Below are 19,035 nucleotides of genomic sequence, written 5' to 3'. Positions count from 1 at the left end.
CATGATCATTTGAAGCCGCCTTAACCCTGGCCTAACCTCACAAATCGACCTTTGTTTCCGAGAGAAAAAGCGAGGAAAACGCTTGCCCTCCCGGCCCATCATTTAAAGCACAAGCCATCAACTGTCCATTTATGCATCTCAACGATTTTCACCGTAATCGTTTTCGCCTGGCCACCCTACTCTGGCTCTTCTCCGCCGGTTTTATTTTCGCCCAAACAGCGACGGTTTCCGGCACCCTGACTGCCGAGGGAGAAGTTCTCATTGGCGCATCGGTGCTACTGGAGGACACCAGCTCAGGTTCCGTCACCGACTACGACGGAAACTTCATCCTGAAAAACCTGCCGGCAGGAACTCATCGCCTGGTGATGAGCTACATCGGGTACCAACCCGACACCCTGGAGGTGGAGTTGGAAAGCGGAGAACATCGTTCGTTAGGCGTTATTCAGCTCGGCATCTCGGCCAACGCGCTGGACGCCGTAACCGTAAACGCTACCCTGGACCGATCCGGAGAAGCCGGATCCCGCCTACAGATGTTGCAATCCGACCGGATCGCGAACGTGATCAGTAAAGAAAGCATTCAGCGGCTACCCGATCAGAACGCAGGTGAAGCCATCGGCCGTATGGCCGGCGTTGTGCTGGAATCTGATCAGGGAGAGGGGAAATACGTCTCCTTCCGCGGAACTCCGGTAGACTGGAGCAGCACCCTCGTAAACGGAGACCGAATGCCGATTGCCAACGAAGAGATGGTTGGCCGGGCGCTGAACTTCGATGTTCTGCCCACCAGCCTGATCTCCTACATCGAGAACAGCATCAGCCTCACTCCGGATCTGGAGGGGGACGCCATTGGTGGCACAGCCAATCTGATTACCCGCGTTGCCCCCGAAGAAGGCTTCAGCCTCGACCTGCGGGCAGGAAGCGGCTATAACCTGAAAGCAGGAAAGCCAATCTGGAACGGATCGGCCAGCTACGGTACCCGCTTACTGGGGGGCAAACTGGGTGTACTGGCGGGAGGATCCGTTTTCAGCCGCAACTGGTCGACCGACAACTACGAAATCTTCTACGGCTCAAACGACAATCACTCCATCGAGCGCCTCGAATTGCGCAAGTACGACGGGCTGAAAACGAGCTACGGCGCCAACCTGTACGCAGACTACCGGATAACCGACGACCACGTACTCCATACGTCCGGATTTATCGGGGTAACCAACGACGATGAATTCAACCGCAAGACGCAGTTCAACTGGGTGGCGGGCGTAGGTCAGTCTATCCGGCTGCAGAACATTCACAACATCCTGAACAACCGGTTGTACGGAGGTGAGATTGGCGGTCGCCACGGCAAAGAGCGGTTGCAACTCAACTGGAAAGTCGCCACCTACGGAAACAGGTTCAGCTACGGCGATGCACCCTTCGGAGAAAACGACGCCAGAAACGGCTACCACGTTGTGGAATTCGAAAAGGTGGTTCGCTTCAACGACTACCTGCAACTTGATCGGGATGGCAACCCTACCGACCCTGCCAATGCCTTCACCCGCCTGAAGTTGCTCGACATCGACAGCCCGGTAGAAGGCTACGGAGACCATTACGATCAGTTGATCCCATCGTACGACAACATCGTAGCCGTGAAGCCCTCCGACACCATGTTCGTGTTCAGTAAAGCCTACTCTGAGCTCAATCAGCACGTAGAGCAAGACCCGGTGGTGGCCCAACTCGACCTGAACTTCAAACCCAATAGCCGCCAATCCTTCAAGTTGGGAACGAAATACCGGGCAAAAACCGGCGAACGGACATTGGGCCTAGATGCCTGGGTGCGTAACCCCCGCGACCGCGAGGTCATCGTGAGCGAAGATTACAACGGCGAAGCCGTAAGCAACGGATCCGACTTCCTGAGTGAGATAGGAGCTCCGTACCAGGGGATGCTTTTTCCGTTTCTGACCGAAGCACAGACCGACAACTTCGTTACCGGCCTGGGTGACCGCCTGGAATACCTGCCATTCGGTACGAGAACCCCGTTTTACAAGCAGTTCGTCGGCTCCTCGTTCCGCTACGAAGAGGACGTTATGGCCGCTTACGCTATGGGCAAATGGGAGATAAACGACCGGCTGACCATCACCGGTGGAATCCGCTGGGAAGAGACGATGGTCGACATCCGGGCAGACACGGTGAAAGAAGACATCGTCAACAACGAACGCATCATCGAGGAAACCCGGCTGAAGCGGGACTACGGCGCCGTGCTGCCGATGGCAAACATCCGGTACGAACTGGCCGAAAAATCCTTACTCCGCCTCTCCTTATCGCGCTCCTTCCGCCGGCCGAATTTCAACGAATTGAAGCCGGGGGAACCAGAAATTCATTACACCCACTTTCATATCCTGTACGGTAACCCCGACCTCAAACCGACCTTCTCCTGGAACGGAGACCTTTCCGTTCAGCGCTTCTTCGGCCTGCAGGGAATGGTAATGGCCTCGGTGTACTACAAGCGGGTGACCGATCACATATTCGCCAGCTTCGAGACGCAGATGCTGGACATATCCTCGGAAGCCAACCAGTTCATCGTGCCCGGCGGTCTGGCGGCCAAGCGTTACCAAAACGCCCCGATCGCCCATTTGGCGGGCTTTGAGCTAACCGCCACGCAGAAACTCGGTTTCATTTCCGCGGCGCTGCGCGATGTGGAAGTAGCCTTCAACTACACCCATACCCGCTCGCGGATGGAGATAGACGCTCGGGACGAATTGCAGGCACTGCCGCGACAGTCGCCCAACCTGCTCAACGCCCGCCTCAGCTACGACGGCCAAAAACTACACGCTAACGTAGGCATCAGTTACCGGGACGACTATCTGGAAGAACTCAACCTCTTCGCTATTCAGGACCCGGTTACCGGTGAGCCCACCATCATTCAGCAAAATTCGGACTACGACATTTTCGTAGGCAAAGCCCTCAATATGGACGCCTCCGTAGGTTACCGGTTTACGCCCCGCCTAAGCGTGGTGGCGGAGGCCAATAACCTGCTCAACACGCCCTACGTGGTGTACCGGGGAAGGCGGGAGCGGCCGGTACAAACCGAATATTACGGCCAACGGGCCCAACTCAGCATAACGTATCAACTGGCTGGCTCCGACAAATAATGCGGGACCGCAGGTGCAGTGTGAAGGGATAAAGAGCCGCGTAAAACCGGATTCACCCCTGCCGTCTACCCCAGCGCTGCACCGGCGTTCGCGCCCCTGAAAAATCAATCGCTTTACTCGTAAATTCAAGATTATCATGAAAAGATTATTACTCCTCTTTTGCCTGATGGCATTCATGCTCCAACTCTCCGCGCAAAAGCAGCGCAAAGCGCTTTTCATCGGCATCGATGGCGTTCGTTCGGACGCATTGCAGCAGGCAAACACGCCAAATATGGACGGGCTGTTCGCCAACGGCATTTCTACCTACAACTCCTGGCACCTCGGCATCACCAGCTCGGGGCCATCGTGGAGTTCGATGCTGACCGGCGTTTGGGAAGCCAAGCACCTCGTGACCAACAACAGCTACTCCGGCGCAAACTTTGCCGACTGGCCCTACCTGAGCAATCGCCTCCGAGAAGCAGATCCCACCCTTAAGTGCGTACAAATCATTACCTGGAACCCGATGGGAGAAGCGGACCTCAACGCCGGCGGCAATGTTTACAACTCCAACTGGAGCCAGACAATCGATGCCGGAGACCTCGGCCAGGGACTCGTGACCCAGACCGCCAAACTCCAGCTGCTGGACCCCGAACTGGACTTCCTCTTCATCCACTACGACGAGACCGACTCTGCCGGCCACGGTTTAGGCTTCAGCCCCGACGTACCGGGATACATGACCGCTATTGAAGGAGTCGACCAGGAGATCGGCGAAGTCCTCGCCGCCCTGCGGGCCCGCCCAACCTACGACCAGGAAGACTGGATGATCGTTTCCACCACCGACCACGGAGGCCAGGGCTTTGGCCACGGCGGCAACTCCAACAACGAACGGGCCATTTGGTGGTACGCCAGCGGAGACAACATCCCCAACGTCACCCTGCCCGACGAAGGAGATCCCGGTTCTTACCAGATGCCCGATAACGCCGTGGACCCCGACCAACTCGCACAGGTTCCCGTTCTGACCGACATCACAACAACAGTACTGGACTGGATGCTGGCCGACATGACCGGAGTTGCCATTCAGGAACGCTGGGACCTCGACGGCAAAAGCTGGCTCCCCGACAGTATCAGCACCATCACTTCGGTAGCCAACCGGGTAGAAGAGCTTCCTGGCCTCGAGGTATTCCCCAACCCGAGCACCTCGCGCAACGTAACCGTAAACTACCCTGCGCTCAACCTTGCCTCCAGTGTTACGATCATTGATCAGCTTGGTCGCCCGGTTGCCAGCAAACAAGTAAGTGCCCGTACCGAAGGGCAACTCAGCTTCGATCTTTCCGACGTACCGGCGGGGATGTACTTCGTTGGTGTACGTGAAACCTCCGGACGTGCCTTCCGCCACCGGGTGATCATCCTTCGTTAGCACACAAATCTCTTCTTCATCCAGTATATCCAGGACCCGATGACTCATCTGGTCCGGTGGTTGCCAGGCTCCCGTTCATCTGAGGAGCCCTGGCAATCAACACCCCTAATTCAACAATAATCATGAGAACAATCAAGTGTTTACTCATACTGCTGTACTTTGTTACCGTCGGGCACCTGTTTGCGCAGGACTTCGGAGCCGCTCAACTATGTTCGACCAGCAGAACAGATTTCCTGACGACGAACTGGCAACCAGGCTTCGGGACCGACCAGGATTTCTCCATCGGCTTTTGGATACGTACGGATGGCTGGGACGGCGACCCTGCTATTATTTCCAACAAAGACTGGAGTGCCGGTGCGAACCCCGGTTTCAACATCGCACTCTCTCCGGGGGCAGGCAACATCGACGTAAACGTCGGGGACGGTACCAACCGCGCCGACCTCGATGCCGGAAACATCACCGATGGTTTGTGGCACCACGTTTTGGCATCGTTCGACCGCGACGGCCTGATGACTCTCTACCTGGACGGCATCGAAGTGGAAAGCATCGACATCAGTAGTGTAGGGGACCTGAACAACGACCATGCATTCAACATCGGCATGGACGGGACCGGAGATTATTCCGCCGGCTATTCTTCCACGGGTCCATCTTCCGAAATAGCAGAAGTGCGGATTTACAACACCGTTGTCTCTCCGGATCAGTACGATGTGTGTTCCGGCATTGCGGCTGGTGATGCGCTGTACGACAACCTGATCCACTACTGGAAGATGGGCGAAGGAACGGGTAACACCGCTGTTGATGCAGTTGGGAACGAAGACGCAACCTGGCTGAACACCGCTGCCTGGACGACCAGCAACAGTTTTGTTGAAGCTACCGCATCCTTCATCCCTGAGATCGACAGAGCCTCCGTTACTTTCCTCAACACATCAGTTGGGAGCAGCTACCTCTGGGATTTCGGAACGGGCGAGACCTCTACCCTGAGCGAACCTGTTTACACCTACGACGAACTGGGCGAGTACACCGTTCAACTCATCGTCAACGGCCCCTGCGGCAGTGACACAATAACCCAGACCGTAGTCATTACCGAACTGAACGACAGTTCTTTCAACTCGCTGAACATGGACGGCGACGATCAGGTCACCCTCGCCAACGATCTCGACCTGGATAACCAGCCCGACTTCACCATCGAGTTGTACATGAAGAGTGCGGGATGGTCGGCCGACCCGGGCATTATCTCCAATAAAGACTGGAACAGTGGCAGCAACCCGGGCTTCATTTTGGCGGGCAACAGCAATTCGACCAGCCTGCGTTTCAACGCAGGAACGGGAAATGGCCGCATCGACATGAACACCAACGCAGTAAACGATCAGAAATGGCACCACATCGCCATCGCTTACGACGCTGACGGAACTAAAAAGCTGTATCAGGACGGCGTGGTCGTGGACGAAACCGATGTGGTACTGGACGGCAGCCTTGAGTCTGACCTCGACCTGATCATCGGTGCAGACGGCACGGGCAATTACCACTTCACCGGCCAGGTAGCTGAAGTACGTTACTGGACCACCGTGCTGGACTCGGCCACCCTTGCCGACTACGCCTGTGGCGCAGACACCGACCACCCTGCATACGATCACCTGCTCCACTACTGGAAAGCAGATGAAGGCAGCGGAACCACCGTATTGGATGCTGCCGGAACGAACAACGGAACTTACAACGGCGACTGGACCGCCGGCCCGCCTCCGGCGGGCTGCGAACCCGAAGTACCCACCAACTCGGTTGGGCCCGGCAACGCCCTGAAAATGGACGGTATTGACGACTGGGTCGACTGTTCAGGGAACGACGGACAAAAGGTAAGCGCCGAAAGCATCGGTCTTCCGACCGAAGCGATTACTGTGGAGTGCTGGGTAAAACCCGCTTCTTATACTATTTGGCACAGTGTGGTAGGATTCCTGCAGGATAACGGAAACTTTGAACGTGGTTTTGACCTCGAAACCGGCGACGGAGGACAGCTGCGCTTCGCCCTTAAATCAATCAACGGCAGTAGCCTTACTTATTTGTCCAGCACGAGCACCTTCGCCGAAAACGAATGGGTTCACCTCGCGGGCGTATACGACGGTACCGAACAGAGAATCTACGTAAACGGAATCCTTGAAGGCACCTCCACCTCTCAGTCAGGAGCCATTGATTACGCAGACTCATGGCTCGCACTTGGAGCTTACAAAGACGACAACGAGCAAATTGTTCTGGATGGTTCTTTCGACGAAGTACGTATCTGGGAAGTCGCGAAATCCGTTGAGGAGATCCGGGAATTGATGTGTCAACGCCTCGAGGGAGACGAAGACGACCTCTACGCCTACTGGCCGCTCGACCGTACGGAAGGAGACGAAGTACTCGACGCCGGCCCCAACGGATTGCACGGAATTTTCCAAAACACTACCGCCGCAGAATCGCGGATAATCTCCGGCGCAGCCCTGGGCGACGAAAGCGTAACCATTTACCCGGAAAACTGGGACGGTGTAAACCTTATGCTTGGCGCAGAAGGTTTTGGGTCTGTGAATCTGGACAACATTTCGGGCGACTTGCTCTCCGGGCTGCACCTTTACCGTGTCGACACAAAGCCAGACAGTACTGACGGCATCTACGATCTGGGTGACAACGGTGTTTACTACGGTACATTTCTGGCCGGCAGAGGAGGAAACTACTCTCATGATCTGACCTACGACTACGCAGGCGACCCTGCTGCCGTAACCGCCGAAGCTACGCTTAACCTGTACAACCGTGGCAGCAACGAAGTACCTACCTGGTTCTCATCGGGTGCCGTACGCAACCCGGGCAACAATTCACTCCTGCTGACAGGTGCAGGCAGCCGCCGGGAAATCGTCCTGGCCGACTTTACCGCTTCGCCCTGCCCTGCACCTTCCAACCTCGCTTTGATTGCTGCAGGCTTTTCCTCCGCGACCGTAAGCTGGGAAGCTGATGCAAACAGCTATATCCTGGAGTACGGACCAGCGGGATACCTGATCGGGACCGGTACCACCATCAGCGACGTTACTCAAACTATGCTCGAAATAGAAAACCTGGAGGCAAGCAACAGCTACGACTACTACGTCCGTTCCTCCTGCGACGGAGATGTGAAGAGTGCCTGGGCCGGCCCATTCAGGTTTGCAACCCTCGATCCCTGCGGCCCCCCTACCAACATCACCACCTTCGAAGTAGGCCCCACCACCGCAAGCATCGCCTTCGATGCTCCCGAGACCGTTAATCAATTTGATCTCCAGTGGGGCTTCAGCAACTTCAGCCTGGGAACCGGGATTGTTGTCAACTCTGACATTGACACGTTCAACCTTTCCTTCCTTCCCTCTAGTACCGACTTCCAGTATTACGTACGGTCCAACTGCGAGGATGATTTTGGTCTGCAGAGCCTCTGGATCGGTCCATACTCGTTCCGGACGGAGTCCCCCGTGAGCACCAACAGCATCGCCGGGCTCGAGCGGTTCATCGTTTCGCCAAACCCCGCATCGGACCATGTGAAGGTTGCCATCCTGACCACCAAAGTTCTCGGTACGGGACAACTCGAAGTCCGGACTATGACCGGACAACTGATCAGTTCGCGACCACTGAACCTGCAGGGTTCAGTCTCTGAACAGTTCGACGTGAGCGAATTCCCGGCAGGGTTGTACCTGATCAGCGTTGCCACCAAAACTGGCCGGATGACACAGCGGGTGACGATTTTCTAGCAAAAAGAGCCTAATTGCCCCGGTTACGCCACTTCATTGGGGGTGCTTTCTGCTCCAGCGACGATCACCTGAGGTGATCGGGCCCGGTAAAAAAGTGTTGATTTTGAAAAAGTGCTGTCTCGGTTTCGTTACCGGGATGGTGCTTTTTCGTTTTACGAAGTTGACATTTAGCTATGGGACAGTTCTTTATCCGGACTTATGGAGAAAATCTCGCGCAAATATCTTTTCTTAACGGCAGTATCCGAAAAACAGCCCGCAATGCCCGCCAAAAAACCTGCCGTAAAAACTACCTCCTTCTGGATGGCATTGGTTGCCATTCTGATCAGCCTGGTTGGTACCATCATTTCCATCACCGAAGCGGGAATCCTTCGTGATCAGCAACAAATGATGAAGGAAGAGAAAGCGGCAGCAGTCTGGCCGTATGTAGCCAGCCTGGTGACCATGAAGAATACAGAGAAAGGCTTAGAAATAGAAACGACACTCGCCAATAAAGGCGTTGGGCCGGCGCTCATCAGCGGAACGGAGTTCTCCGTTGGCGCAGCCAACGGTTCTCTTGCTGAATTGCTGCCCAATCTGAGCGCCCAATATCCAGGCATGGTGCTGCACGCCGTACAGTCTCATACCGTGGAACATTCTGTGCTTGCAGCCGGAGAGGCCATCCCACTGTATAAAATAATGGTTTTCTACCCGGAAACTACGGACAGTCTTTCCCCCGTAGAGAAAGCTCTGAGTAAGATCAATATGACACTCCTGAATACGGGGCAACAAATAACGGATACTTTAGCTGTTGACTTTTGCTACTGTTCTATCTACGGAGATTGCTGGGATTCGGACAACCAACCACTTACGCGCGAAGAAGCCTGCCCTGGCCGGGAAATGCTGCAAATGCCGGATTGATCGCGATCAGCCCTTAGTTGTAACCTTCGAATTCACCATAGTTTGCCGGGCTTCGACGACTACTGCGGAGAGGATGAGAGCCCCTCCGATAACGCTCGTCCAGGCGGGGTATTCACCAAAGATCAGCATACCCAACAGAATACCGTAAACCGGCTGGATGCAACTGAGAAGACTAGCCGTGCTGATGGAAAAATGCTTGAAGCTTCCCAAAAACAGCGTATGCCCTATCGCAGTGGTTATCAGGCCAAGACTAACAAGAAACGGGATTGCGGTCACCGGCGGCAGACCGGGAGAGAAGAATAATGCCGGAGCGACAACAACAACGCCCACGAGCATTTGCCAGAACATCAGGACTGAACCGTGGATACTCTCCACCTGCTTTTTCATCATAATATTACGCAGCGAGTAAATCAGTGCCGATACAAGACCAAACATCAGGCCTAAGAAAGTATCGTCGGACAGGTCTACATCGCCCGGAACGAGAAAGAAGACGCCCACCAGTACGAGGCCCGCCAGACCAATATGGTGGGGCTGTATTTTTTGTTTGAGTAATATGGGCTCCAGCAAGGTCGTCATAGCCGGGTAGGTAAACACCGCAAGCATCCCAATGGCTACGCTCGAGAGTTTCAGTGCATAGAAGTAGGTAACCAGGTGACTGGCAAATAAAACACCCGAAACAATCACCGCTTGCTGCTTCTTCCAACCGGGGATCTTCAGCTGAAACCCGCGTACTTTGCAGTACACAAACAGCAAGACCATTGCCAACAGGCAACGCCACCAAATTGTAGGACCTGGCTCAAGGGGAATGTAGCGACCTACAGCCCCGGACGATCCCATGAAGATCATCGCCAGGTTCATTTCGAGAAGATTGCGGGTATTGTTGGAAATGAAAAGGGAATTTAGAACCGACAGGTAATGGAGAATGAAAATTCAGCTAACTCACAACTACAGCACCAACAGCTTAGCCACCAATAAGATGCCTATACCCACCGGAATTATATACTTATATGCAATTGAGAGTTGCCACCTCCACCTTGGAGAGACCTCGTGACCACCAAGACTCAGCTCTTCAAAGAACCCATCAAGCGTCCAGCGGAACAATAGGTAAAGGCACAGTAATAGCCCTCCGATAAGCAACGAGATACTCCCGAACCATTCCAGTAGAAAATTGAAGTACCCCATACTGGGGTCAGCGCCTCCCATACCGGCAAAATCTGTCAACCAGCCGGGGCCGGAGGGAGAACAGGACAATACCACCGGCACCGACAGCGCAAATACGAGCAGACCGAGCGATAAGCCCGCAGTCCTGCGGCTCCAGCCACGCTGGGCCTGCAAGGCCCGCAGAGCGGGCTCCACCAAAGAGACCGCCGAGGTGAGAATTGCAACCCCCAGAAGTACAAAAAAGAGCAGCCCGATCCACTGGCCTACAGCTCCGTAGGTTTTAAATATCTCGACAAGGTTGATAAACACCAGTGGTGGTCCGTTGTAAATATCCCCTTCTACGTTAGCCAGTAACGGAACCACCAGTATAGCTCCCAGCATCGCCACTACCGTATCCAGGTGAACAATCATCGGAGCATTGCTCAGCACGTTGGTATTGCGGTCAAGGTGCGTGGCAAAGGTCAGCATCGAAGCAGCCCCGAGCCCCAAACTAAAGAACGCCTGCCCCAGAGCATGCAATATCCCTAATTCCCCCGTCTCCGTGGGGATGAACAGAGCATCCCAGTCTAAACGAAACAGGTTGCTGTAGTCAACGGCTTCAGGCTGTAAAATCGGCAACGAGATCACCAGAAAAATGATCAACAGGCCAAGCAGTGGCATCGCGAGTTTGCTCAGCCGCTCCACTCCGCTACGCAGCGGGCCCGAACAAATTACTGCCACCAGCGCCGTAAACAGACCGGTAAACAATAACGCCCTGCCGGTAGTGCTGATGGCAGCGCCAAACGTTGGCCCGGCGTGGTTTGCCGCGATGGTTTCGTAATCGGTCAAATAGTGCCAGACGTAGTCCAGCGTCCAACCGGCCAGGACAAGGTAAAAACTGGCCACCATTACTGCGGTCACAATGCCCAACCTGCCTATCCACGCCCAGCCTTTGCCATCGCCCTCTCCGCGAAAAGCATCAACTGCGTCGGTGCCACTGCGCTTCCCGAGCGCGTTCTCGAGCACCATCAGCGGAATCCCCATCAGTAAAGTGAAACCGACAAACGCCAACAAGTAGGCACCGCCACCGAAAAAGTGGACCCGGTAAGGAAAGATTACAAGGTTGGCTACCCCGATGGCTGCACCAGCGGAAGCCAGAATATGGCCTGTCTTCGTGAATTTCATTGCCGCAAAGTTAATCGAATTAGCCACGGAGGCACTTATTTGAGCAGCAAACCAAACAGGATTCTCCGGGCAAAATACTTCTTTAGCGCCGCCAACGGATCATCGCCACTACGGCCAGGACAATTCCGCACCCGGCCAATAGCCAGGCCCACCAGGGCCAGCCCCCTGACGGTAATCCGGCTCCGTCGCCATAGTACGTGAGCCCCGCCCAGTAATAGGGAGATTTCAGGTAGCCGGGCAAATCCTTTCGTTCCAGATAATCCAGCTGAGCCTGGTGGAGCGCCTGTGGTTTCGTCGCTCCGTTACCGAGTTGGCGGTAAAAATCAGTCACGATGTCTGCAGTAGCACGGTCGTTCAGGCTCCACAGGCTGGCAACCACACCGCGGGCTCCCGCGGCGGTGAAAGCCCGGCCCAGCCCGAGCACGCCTTCCCCTACGGCCAGCGGACCGATGTTGGAATGGCAAGCCGAGAGCGTCACCAGATCGGCATTCAGGTGCAGGCCGTACACATCTGCGGGGTAAACGGGTGCATCCGCCGTGAGAATACGGGGTGGTTCGTTGGCTTCGGCGGTAGCGTATGCGTGGGTGGAAAGGTGGAGCAAGGAGGGCCCTCCGGACATTTCCAGAAATGCGGACCGATTAGCCCCGGGGCCTTCAAGCAGGTTTGCAGCGTACCATCGCTGCAAGCCTTCTAATTCTATTTTACTGAAAGTGAGGGCCGGCGCGGTATTGTTGGGCAGAGCGGTAACGAAAGGGGCAAAAGCCAGGTTTTCGTGTGCTCCATCTTCCCCAACGGTCATTTGCCGGTCCAGAACCGTAGCCGATTGGGCGTAACTCACCTGGTTGCGCCGGATCAGGTAAGGCGCACTCCCGAGTTCCGCAGCTCCCGCCGCGGTAACCAGGGCGTTAAAAGGCAGGTAAGCCAGCAATCCGTCGGGGAGAACGAGTAGTTTTTCGCCTGCCCCAATCTCAAGCGGTTCGAGGAGCAGGCGGTAAACTTTATAGCTCGCGGCAAGAAAGCCCTCCGGATCTTTATCGATGGCCTCCGGGCCGGTGAAGAAGCTCATCAGGGCGCGGACCGCAGGTGCAATATCCGTTGAAGGGCCAAGGTCTTCGGTCTTCACTTCCTCGTCGGTGATACTGAAGGCATAAGTTCGTTCCGCCCCGGTGAAGAAGTGAATCTGCCGGTCCCAGCCGCCGGCGGCGAGGTTTTCCCTCGCCTCGGAAAGGCTTACCATTTCGGGGCGGGCGATGAGCTCCCGCGTGGCGGGGTACTGATCAGCGATGCGCCCCCGCAGGGCGATCAGAGAGTCTTTGCCCGCCACCGACAACTCACCTCCGGCACGAGACCCCGCCTCCAAAGCACTCAGCTCAGTGCCCAGATCGGGATCCATTTGCCCGAGCAGATCGGCCTCGAGCAAGGCCTCCAGCAGAAGTACAGAGCGGCTTTTTTCGAGATGGTAAAGCAAGGTTTCCTCATCTCCCGCAGCGGCAGCGAGGCTGATGCCGAGCTCGTACAACGGCATGGCTTCCTTACGCCAGAAGAGCTTACTCACCTCTCCCGAAAAATCGGATCGCAGGTAATCCGCCGTTACGTCCCCTGCTTCGACAGCTTCCCTTGCACCTGCGTCCTCGCCCCCTTCAGCCAGTACTTTTGCATGATGAGAAATGTATTTGAACAGGTCCACTTTGAACTCGCTGGCCGCCAGCTGAGGCGGCGAAGGCAGCGGTGATTCCTCACTGTAAGTCCAGCCAGTCGTAAGCTCTCCGATAGCTCTGATGTTGGCCCTTTGGGCCGCGGGGAAGTCCTTTCTGGCCATTGCCAGTTCCGACGAGCTGTTGTAGAGCAACGCCACTACCCTGGGATTGCCCATCAGCAAAGCCTGTTCGAGGCCGGGCTCAAGCATTTCTGCCGCCCGTGCAAATTTCCCCTGATCGGTATAGATCAGGCTCAGGAGATTGTACAATACGGCTTTTTCGTACGGCATATCATACGGGGCAATAAACGCAAGTACTTCCTGTGCTTTCTGCCGGGCTCCGTTGTAGTCTTTGGTCAGGTAAAGGGTCCGGGCGATGTCCATATCGGTACCGATCTGGCTCATCACGTCATTGGTTTCGGCGAAGAGTGGAGAAGCCTCCAGAAGGTAAGGGAGCGCCGCGGCGTGGTTTTCACTTTCGTCGGCCTGAACGCCAAGCAGGCGCAGCGTTTCCGCCACCGCAATGGTGCGGTTGTAGCCAGGCTCCTGTTGGCGCGCTTCGGCCAGCATCCGGGGCAGCAGTTCTCCGGCCCGTCCCAGGTCTCCGGTTGCGTGCCACAGGTAAACCATGTTTTCCCGGTTGTTATGTCTGCGGCGCCAGTTCCCGAGCTTCGTAAACACCACCTCAGCTTCGCTGAGGTAAGGTAACGCACTGGTGTAAGCGCCTGATTTCCGGTAGAAAAAGCCAAGATTGGCAAGGCTCTTCCCGAGGGGTTCTTCGGGGGCTTCAGCGTACAGTTTGCGCTGAACCTCCAGTGCCTTTTCGGCCCACTCTATAGCCGCGGGCAAATCAGAAGGATCATAATAAGCCGCCAGGCTGAGTGCGTGGTACAACCGACTCAGTGAATCAGGAGCTCCCTGGCAGTTTTCGCGGATTGAACTGATAACGGCACTGCCGCCGTCGGCGGCAGCGATAATAGAATCACGCGCTGCAACTACAGACGGACAATCCTGACCAACTACAACTCCTACGGGCCACAATAATATCGACCATATAAACAACCACCAGCTTTGCCTCATGGTGTAAAAATGGCCCCTACCCTACCGTTTTACCAAACGCTGGGTAAAAACCCGGTTCCCGGTAGTGATCACAACCAGGTACATTCCGGCAGCAGCTCCTTCCACAGACAGTACGAGATTCTCTCCGGCGGCAAGTTCTCCGACCTCCTGCCGGGCCACCAGGCCACCTTCGACGTTAAAGACTTCAATGACGGTGTTGCCACGCCCCTGAAAGGATATAATGTCAATGATCTCACCCTCCGGGCGGAAGCAAATATTGAAATCAACAGCCGGATTATCAGCGCCCTCTTCGGGCGACTTGTTGCAAAAAGCAGATTGGTCCAACGCCCTGCCCTCAAAAACGACATCCGCCGATGCTGTGTCTTTAAAAGCATTATCTAAAATATAAGCCCGTGCTGCGGCGGGGTCAAAACCGTTTTCACAGCCAAAGAGGCACGCGGCAGCGGCAACGGCTGGTGTTGCCATCGATGTTCCGGATTTCAGGGCTGTTCCTCCTCCGGGAATGGAACTCTCCACGTTTACCCCAAGAGCGGCTATGTCTACCTCGCCGGAACTGAAGTTAGCAAAAGCAGCGTAGGGCCTCATTCCTCCGGGCATGGTATCGTGCGCGCCAACAGCCACGACGTTGTGGAGGTCGTACAGTGCGGGGTATTGGGGATCGTAATCCAGGTTGAGGGAATCGTTCCCCGCAGCAGCGATGAACAGGGTTCCGTAGTTCCTGGCCGTATCGATTGCGTTTTTGAGGATTTCACTCCCTTCTTCTCCGTAAAAGCCCCAACTGGCGTTGATCACGTCTGCACCATCCATAACAGACGCCTGCAAGGTGGCACAAGCGGTTGCAAAAAGGGTACCTACGCCAAAGTTATTGTGCGTCTTGTACGGAATCATTTGCACTACGCAATCATCGCAAAGGTTCAGGTTCCTCGCCACGATGCCACTCACGTGGGTTCCGTGCCCGTTGATGTCGTTAGGGTTATTATTGTCATCGACATAGTTCCATCCAAGAGGATTATCCGTCAGGCAATCGCTGTCGTCGTCGACTTCGTCACCGATGCTGTCCGGGTCCCTGAAGATGTAGCCGTTCAGATCCGGGTGGTCCAGGTCAATCCCTGTATCGAGGATGGCTATTTTTACGGCATCGGTGGGAGCCGGGATGAAAAGAGCAACCTCTTCGGCGGTCAGGGGTTCGTTTGGCAAGGCCGGGTCTGCGCTCAATTGATTGTAGTTGTAGTAGTTCAGTTCCAGGCCATCGACTTTGCTCATTCCCTGGGAGGGCAAAGTGTTACCGAGAATCACCGAGGGGACGCCGAGCGGCTCACCGGTTGCCGGATCAAAGAACAGGCCTCCGGGCATTTCCCATACCTCCAACCGGTCACAGACGCATTTACGGACAACGGTTGCGCCCAGTAAATTCCGGAAGGCTTCGTATTCCAGCTCCGTGAACCCGGGCGCAATATCTGCCACCAGCTGAAACGGTACCGCCGCGCCCCCCTGTAAGTCAACGGTGAACGGAAGGCCAAAACTGGTCAGGGCTTCGCCAATATTGCGGGGGAACGTAACGGGGGCTGGTCTACTGTCGTACAGGTGTACATCATCGATGATCAGGAAACTGGCCCCTCCGGTAATAGAGAACTGGATCGTAATTTCTCCCGATTGGGTTAAATCGCTGATGTCTATCAGATGATATTCGCCGCTTGAGGTTTCCCCGTCAATCGGAAGTCCTTGTTGAAGCACAGTATCTACCGTTGCACCGTCGGTTCCCTGTACCAATACGCGCATGCCTCCTCCCAGTGTACCGAAGTACTGGTAAAAGCTCAGGTACAAGTCTGTGAGTTCCGGCACCGGCAGCGGGATCGCTGGTGAAGTTACCCGGGCAAAGTCTCCCGGACCGGTAAAAATCATAGCTCCTCCGAGCGATTCGGACTGAATACGGGTGCGGAGACCCCACATCAGCAGGTTATCGGCCTCGCCATTGGGGTCAAATTCAAAGCCGATGGCCCCGGCTTCCCAACCATTGAGGTTGTCGTCGAACGGTTCAGCATAGAACTGGGCGCTGAGGGTAGCGCTCATGATCCAGGCCGTGAGGATTAGCGTAGTTACTAAGGATTTCATGTTGAACGTTTACAGAATTGCCGGGAAAACTCAAATTAAGGTGCTGTAGACATATATAAAGGTTATAAAGCAGTTCTTACCCTTGAAAGCCAAAAAATGAAACAAAAAACGTTACCAGCCAGCTGTTTACAGTCAGACCGGGTAAAAACTGAGGAAAACCCGCGACGCCTACTCCGCAACAACCTGTCGCAACTCCGTTACCCGTTCTTCCAGGAAAGTATCTCCAGGAGGAATACGGTCGAGGTACCGCAGAGCAGCCGGTTTATCGTCGTTGCGCACTGCGGCCAGGGCCAGGTACCAATTACCGTAAGGAGCCACCGAGCCACCGGTCTCGGCAACTTCGGTAAGTACCCGAATGGCTTCTGCATCGTTCCCTGTTTCAAGGTAAGATATTCCGAGCGCGAGCCGTGCGCGCGCATCTTCTTTGTTCAGCTCCACGTATTCTGTCAGTGGCAGGATAGCTTCTTCGTAGCGGCCATTATTGAAGGCGGCCTCTGCTTGAGTGATGCCATTGTCACCGTCTCCCCGTTCGGTGAGCGAGAGGGGCTGGTGCTGAGCAAATTGCTCGTACGTCGAGTCCTGCTCCCCGAAGAAAACCTTTCCGCCGACAACAAACAGTAGAAGAATTGCCGCTGCCGACGCTGCGATAACAAGCCAGTTTTTCTTTTGGGGTTTCAATGTTTTCACCACAGCTTCGTTATTCGTTGCCGTTGTGTTTTGCCCGTTCGGGGCCGTTCCATCCGCAAAATATTTTGCGCCCAACACGCTCAGTGTTTCCCGTAGTGCGGGTTCTTTGGCCGTGGCACGGAGGTGATCATTGAGCAATTGCCGCTCAGACATAACCGCAGCAAGGTCTGGTTCTGTAGTGACGCGCGCCACCAGAGCTTTAACCTGATCGGAGGGCAGTTCCCCCTGCTGATATGCCTCGATGTCGAGATAATCCTGTTCTTTCATTTCAATCCATTCATGCCTTCAAACAAATCCCGCCATCTCTGGAGGCAAGCGTTTTTGCGGCGGTACACCGTATTGGCGTTCGTCATGCCCAGTTTTTTAGCTGCTTCAGCACTCGATACGCCCCGCCCTAATAACCGGAGCAGATCGCGGCAGGTGGCCGACAGCTGGGCAAGGCTTGTATTCAGTTGCTCTTTCTCCAGTTGTTCCTCCTCCCAGCGCTCATAGGCCGACTCCGTAGCGGATTCAGGTATATATCGTTCCGCCTCGACAATTCTTACCTCCGATTCCTTTTTTTTACGACGTAACTGATTGATCCACTGGTTACGGCAGATCGTGAAGATGAGCGCATTGATGGGGCAGGTCAGTTCGTAACCGGGTTTATGCGCGCTGTGGTGCAGGCTGATAAGGGCTTCCTGAAACAGGTCGGCAGCATCGGCCGCTGTACCATTATTTGCCGTTACCCAACGGATGATGCCAGGCGCGCATTCGCGGTACAACTCTTCCAGCAAGCGGGAGTCGTTTTCACGTAATGCTGTAAGATATTTATGATCGGAGTGTCGGGCCATTCTTTATAAATAGTGGTTAGCCGGTAGTACTGTAAGGAGCCATTTATGACTCAACTCAGAGGGCAGCACTAAAAACTTTTTACTTTTTTCTGGTCCGAAGGTAAGACTTTGCCGCCGCAAGCGATGTACCTCCACAAAAGACAACCAACGCCACTTGCCGAAAGGCCATTTTTGATCCCATGAACGTTTCCCTATTATGTGTTTGCCGGCGCCTCCGTAATCGGAGTCGCCGGTTTCTTTTTTACGCAGTACGGAATCGGATTTTTCAGGCTATCGCTAAATAGCGACTCTTTCCGTTTTTCCCGTATCCCCGTTCTCAACCCTGTGCAGTTCAAAAACCGACAGGGCTACTCCGGCCCCCAGCAGCACACCTGCTACCGCATCGGTGGGCCAGTGCTTTGCAGACTTTACCCGCAGAAAAGCCGTAAAGCCCGGTACCGATCCTGCAATGAAAAATGCGCCCATTTGTGCTGGCCTGTTCTGAGAATAATGACTCACCAGCAGGGCGAACAACACTCCTCCCGCTGCGGCCATCGAGGTATGCCCCGACAGAAACGCAGCACGGTCGTTGCGACTGAGCACTTGCTCGAAAGGAAACGATGCCGCCAGGACATAAGGTCGGGGTCGGCTGAAACGGTTCTTGATTACGCTCGTAACGGCAAAATTCAGGTAAACGGTCTCCAGCCAGATAAGCAGCAATGTTCCAAAATTCCGGCGCGGACGCGGGTGAAAAGCAAGTAATAAAGGCAAGGCAGGACCTCCGTACAGACCGGCATCGGCCAGGTTGGCCGCCGGAGCATTCTGCTCATCCCAGGCGAATGCGTCCAAAAGGTTGCGGCTTCCGGCATGAGGGTTGCGTAAAGTGGAAACGGATACTTCGTCAGACTTCCTCCGGTCGAGCCAAATCGCCAGTCCGGTCAGCGCCGATGCGAGGCCGATAAGTCCGAGTTCACGAGAAGGCTTGAGACGTAAGCGCATATAATCTGCTGGTGGCAGGTATGACAGCGTGCCCGATACCCTTGTTCGCTCGTTGATCGTTTTCAGGCACACCGCTACGTCGAATGTCTCCCCCTCAAGAGCAATGGAGTTGCCGGACAATTCCTGCCCGGCAACTCCATTCGCCGGTGTTCGCTGAACACCGTCTTACCCG

At 55.1% G+C, this 19,035-nt stretch carries 11 protein-coding genes; 4 read left to right on the top strand and 7 right to left on the bottom strand.

From position 1 onward, the window contains the following. The first annotated feature begins 131 nt into the window (after positions 1–131). The 4 genes from FUA23_RS01990 (at position 132) to FUA23_RS01975 (ending at position 9,152) form a co-directional block, all read left to right on the top strand. Entirely contained in the window at positions 132–3,122 is a 2,991-nt protein-coding gene (locus tag FUA23_RS01990; protein ID WP_147929029.1) for a TonB-dependent receptor, read from the top strand. A gap of 136 nt (positions 3,123–3,258) precedes the next feature. Next, positions 3,259–4,518: an alkaline phosphatase family protein gene (locus tag FUA23_RS01985; RefSeq protein WP_147929028.1), complete on the top strand. Its 1,260-nt coding sequence runs from the start codon at positions 3,259–3,261 to the stop codon at positions 4,516–4,518. A gap of 122 nt (positions 4,519–4,640) precedes the next feature. Beyond that, positions 4,641–8,255: a LamG-like jellyroll fold domain-containing protein gene (locus FUA23_RS01980; RefSeq protein WP_147929027.1), complete on the top strand. Its 3,615-nt coding sequence runs from the start codon at positions 4,641–4,643 to the stop codon at positions 8,253–8,255. 258 nt (positions 8,256–8,513) lie between these two features. Next, positions 8,514–9,152 carry a hypothetical protein gene (locus FUA23_RS01975; RefSeq protein WP_147929026.1) on the top strand — a complete coding sequence of 213 codons (639 nt, stop codon included), beginning with the start codon at positions 8,514–8,516 and terminating at the stop codon, positions 9,150–9,152. Positions 9,153–9,158: 6 nt separating this feature from the next. On the opposite strand, the gene FUA23_RS01970 is transcribed toward FUA23_RS01975, so the two are convergent. From FUA23_RS01970 to FUA23_RS01940, 7 genes are all read right to left on the bottom strand, one after another. After that, on the bottom strand, positions 9,159–10,010 hold the full coding sequence (locus tag FUA23_RS01970; protein WP_246143990.1) for a DMT family transporter: 852 nt from the start codon (positions 10,008–10,010) through the stop codon (positions 9,159–9,161). 87 nt (positions 10,011–10,097) lie between these two features. Next, entirely contained in the window at positions 10,098–11,477 is a 1,380-nt protein-coding gene (locus FUA23_RS01965) for a sodium-dependent transporter (protein WP_147929025.1), read from the bottom strand. An 82-nt stretch (positions 11,478–11,559) separates the two neighbouring features. Next, positions 11,560–14,253 (bottom strand): CHAT domain-containing protein, encoded by a 2,694-nt coding sequence (locus FUA23_RS01960; protein ID WP_147929024.1) that lies wholly within the window; start codon positions 14,251–14,253, stop codon positions 11,560–11,562. Positions 14,254–14,274: 21 nt separating this feature from the next. Beyond that, complete coding sequence (locus FUA23_RS01955) at positions 14,275–16,365, bottom strand: S8 family serine peptidase (RefSeq protein WP_147929023.1); 2,091 nt, start codon at positions 16,363–16,365, stop codon at positions 14,275–14,277. A 168-nt stretch (positions 16,366–16,533) separates the two neighbouring features. Then, entirely contained in the window at positions 16,534–17,319 is a 786-nt protein-coding gene (locus FUA23_RS01950; RefSeq protein WP_147929022.1) for a tetratricopeptide repeat protein, read from the bottom strand. Continuing rightward, a complete protein-coding gene (locus FUA23_RS01945; RefSeq protein ID WP_147929021.1) occupies positions 17,316–17,885 on the bottom strand; it encodes an RNA polymerase sigma factor in 570 nt (189 codons plus the stop codon). The genes FUA23_RS01950 and FUA23_RS01945 overlap by 4 nt, the downstream gene beginning before the upstream one ends. Before the next feature lie 276 nt (positions 17,886–18,161). Then, positions 18,162–18,863, bottom strand: a complete 702-nt coding sequence (locus FUA23_RS01940) for a phosphatase PAP2 family protein (RefSeq protein WP_147929020.1) — start codon at positions 18,861–18,863, stop codon at positions 18,162–18,164. Positions 18,864–19,035 lie beyond the last annotated feature (172 nt).

It is taken from the genome of Neolewinella aurantiaca (assembly GCF_008014675.1).
In the GTDB taxonomy this organism is placed as follows: domain Bacteria; phylum Bacteroidota; class Bacteroidia; order Chitinophagales; family Saprospiraceae; genus Neolewinella; species Neolewinella aurantiaca.
Note: the sequence above shows the minus strand (reverse complement) of the source record. Positions and strands in the feature narration are given on the sequence as shown.

Excerpts from the sequence above, each read along its gene's own strand:
- FUA23_RS01960 (WP_147929024.1), bottom strand. The coding sequence starts at position 14,253 with ATGAGGCAAAGCTGGTGGTTGTTTATATGGTCGATATTATTGTGGCCC.
- FUA23_RS01985 (WP_147929028.1), top strand. The coding sequence starts at position 3,259 with ATGAAAAGATTATTACTCCTCTTTTGCCTGATGGCATTCATGCTCCAA.
- FUA23_RS01955 (WP_147929023.1), bottom strand. The coding sequence starts at position 16,365 with ATGAAATCCTTAGTAACTACGCTAATCCTCACGGCCTGGATCATGAGC.
- FUA23_RS01980 (WP_147929027.1), top strand. The coding sequence starts at position 4,641 with ATGAGAACAATCAAGTGTTTACTCATACTGCTGTACTTTGTTACCGTC.
- FUA23_RS01990 (WP_147929029.1), top strand. The coding sequence starts at position 132 with ATGCATCTCAACGATTTTCACCGTAATCGTTTTCGCCTGGCCACCCTA.
- FUA23_RS01975 (WP_147929026.1), top strand. The coding sequence starts at position 8,514 with ATGCCCGCCAAAAAACCTGCCGTAAAAACTACCTCCTTCTGGATGGCA.
- FUA23_RS01945 (WP_147929021.1), bottom strand. The coding sequence starts at position 17,885 with ATGGCCCGACACTCCGATCATAAATATCTTACAGCATTACGTGAAAAC.
- FUA23_RS01950 (WP_147929022.1), bottom strand. The coding sequence starts at position 17,319 with ATGAAAGAACAGGATTATCTCGACATCGAGGCATATCAGCAGGGGGAA.
- FUA23_RS01965 (WP_147929025.1), bottom strand. The coding sequence starts at position 11,477 with ATGAAATTCACGAAGACAGGCCATATTCTGGCTTCCGCTGGTGCAGCC.
- FUA23_RS01940 (WP_147929020.1), bottom strand. The coding sequence starts at position 18,863 with ATGCGCTTACGTCTCAAGCCTTCTCGTGAACTCGGACTTATCGGCCTC.
- FUA23_RS01970 (WP_246143990.1), bottom strand. The coding sequence starts at position 10,010 with ATGAACCTGGCGATGATCTTCATGGGATCGTCCGGGGCTGTAGGTCGC.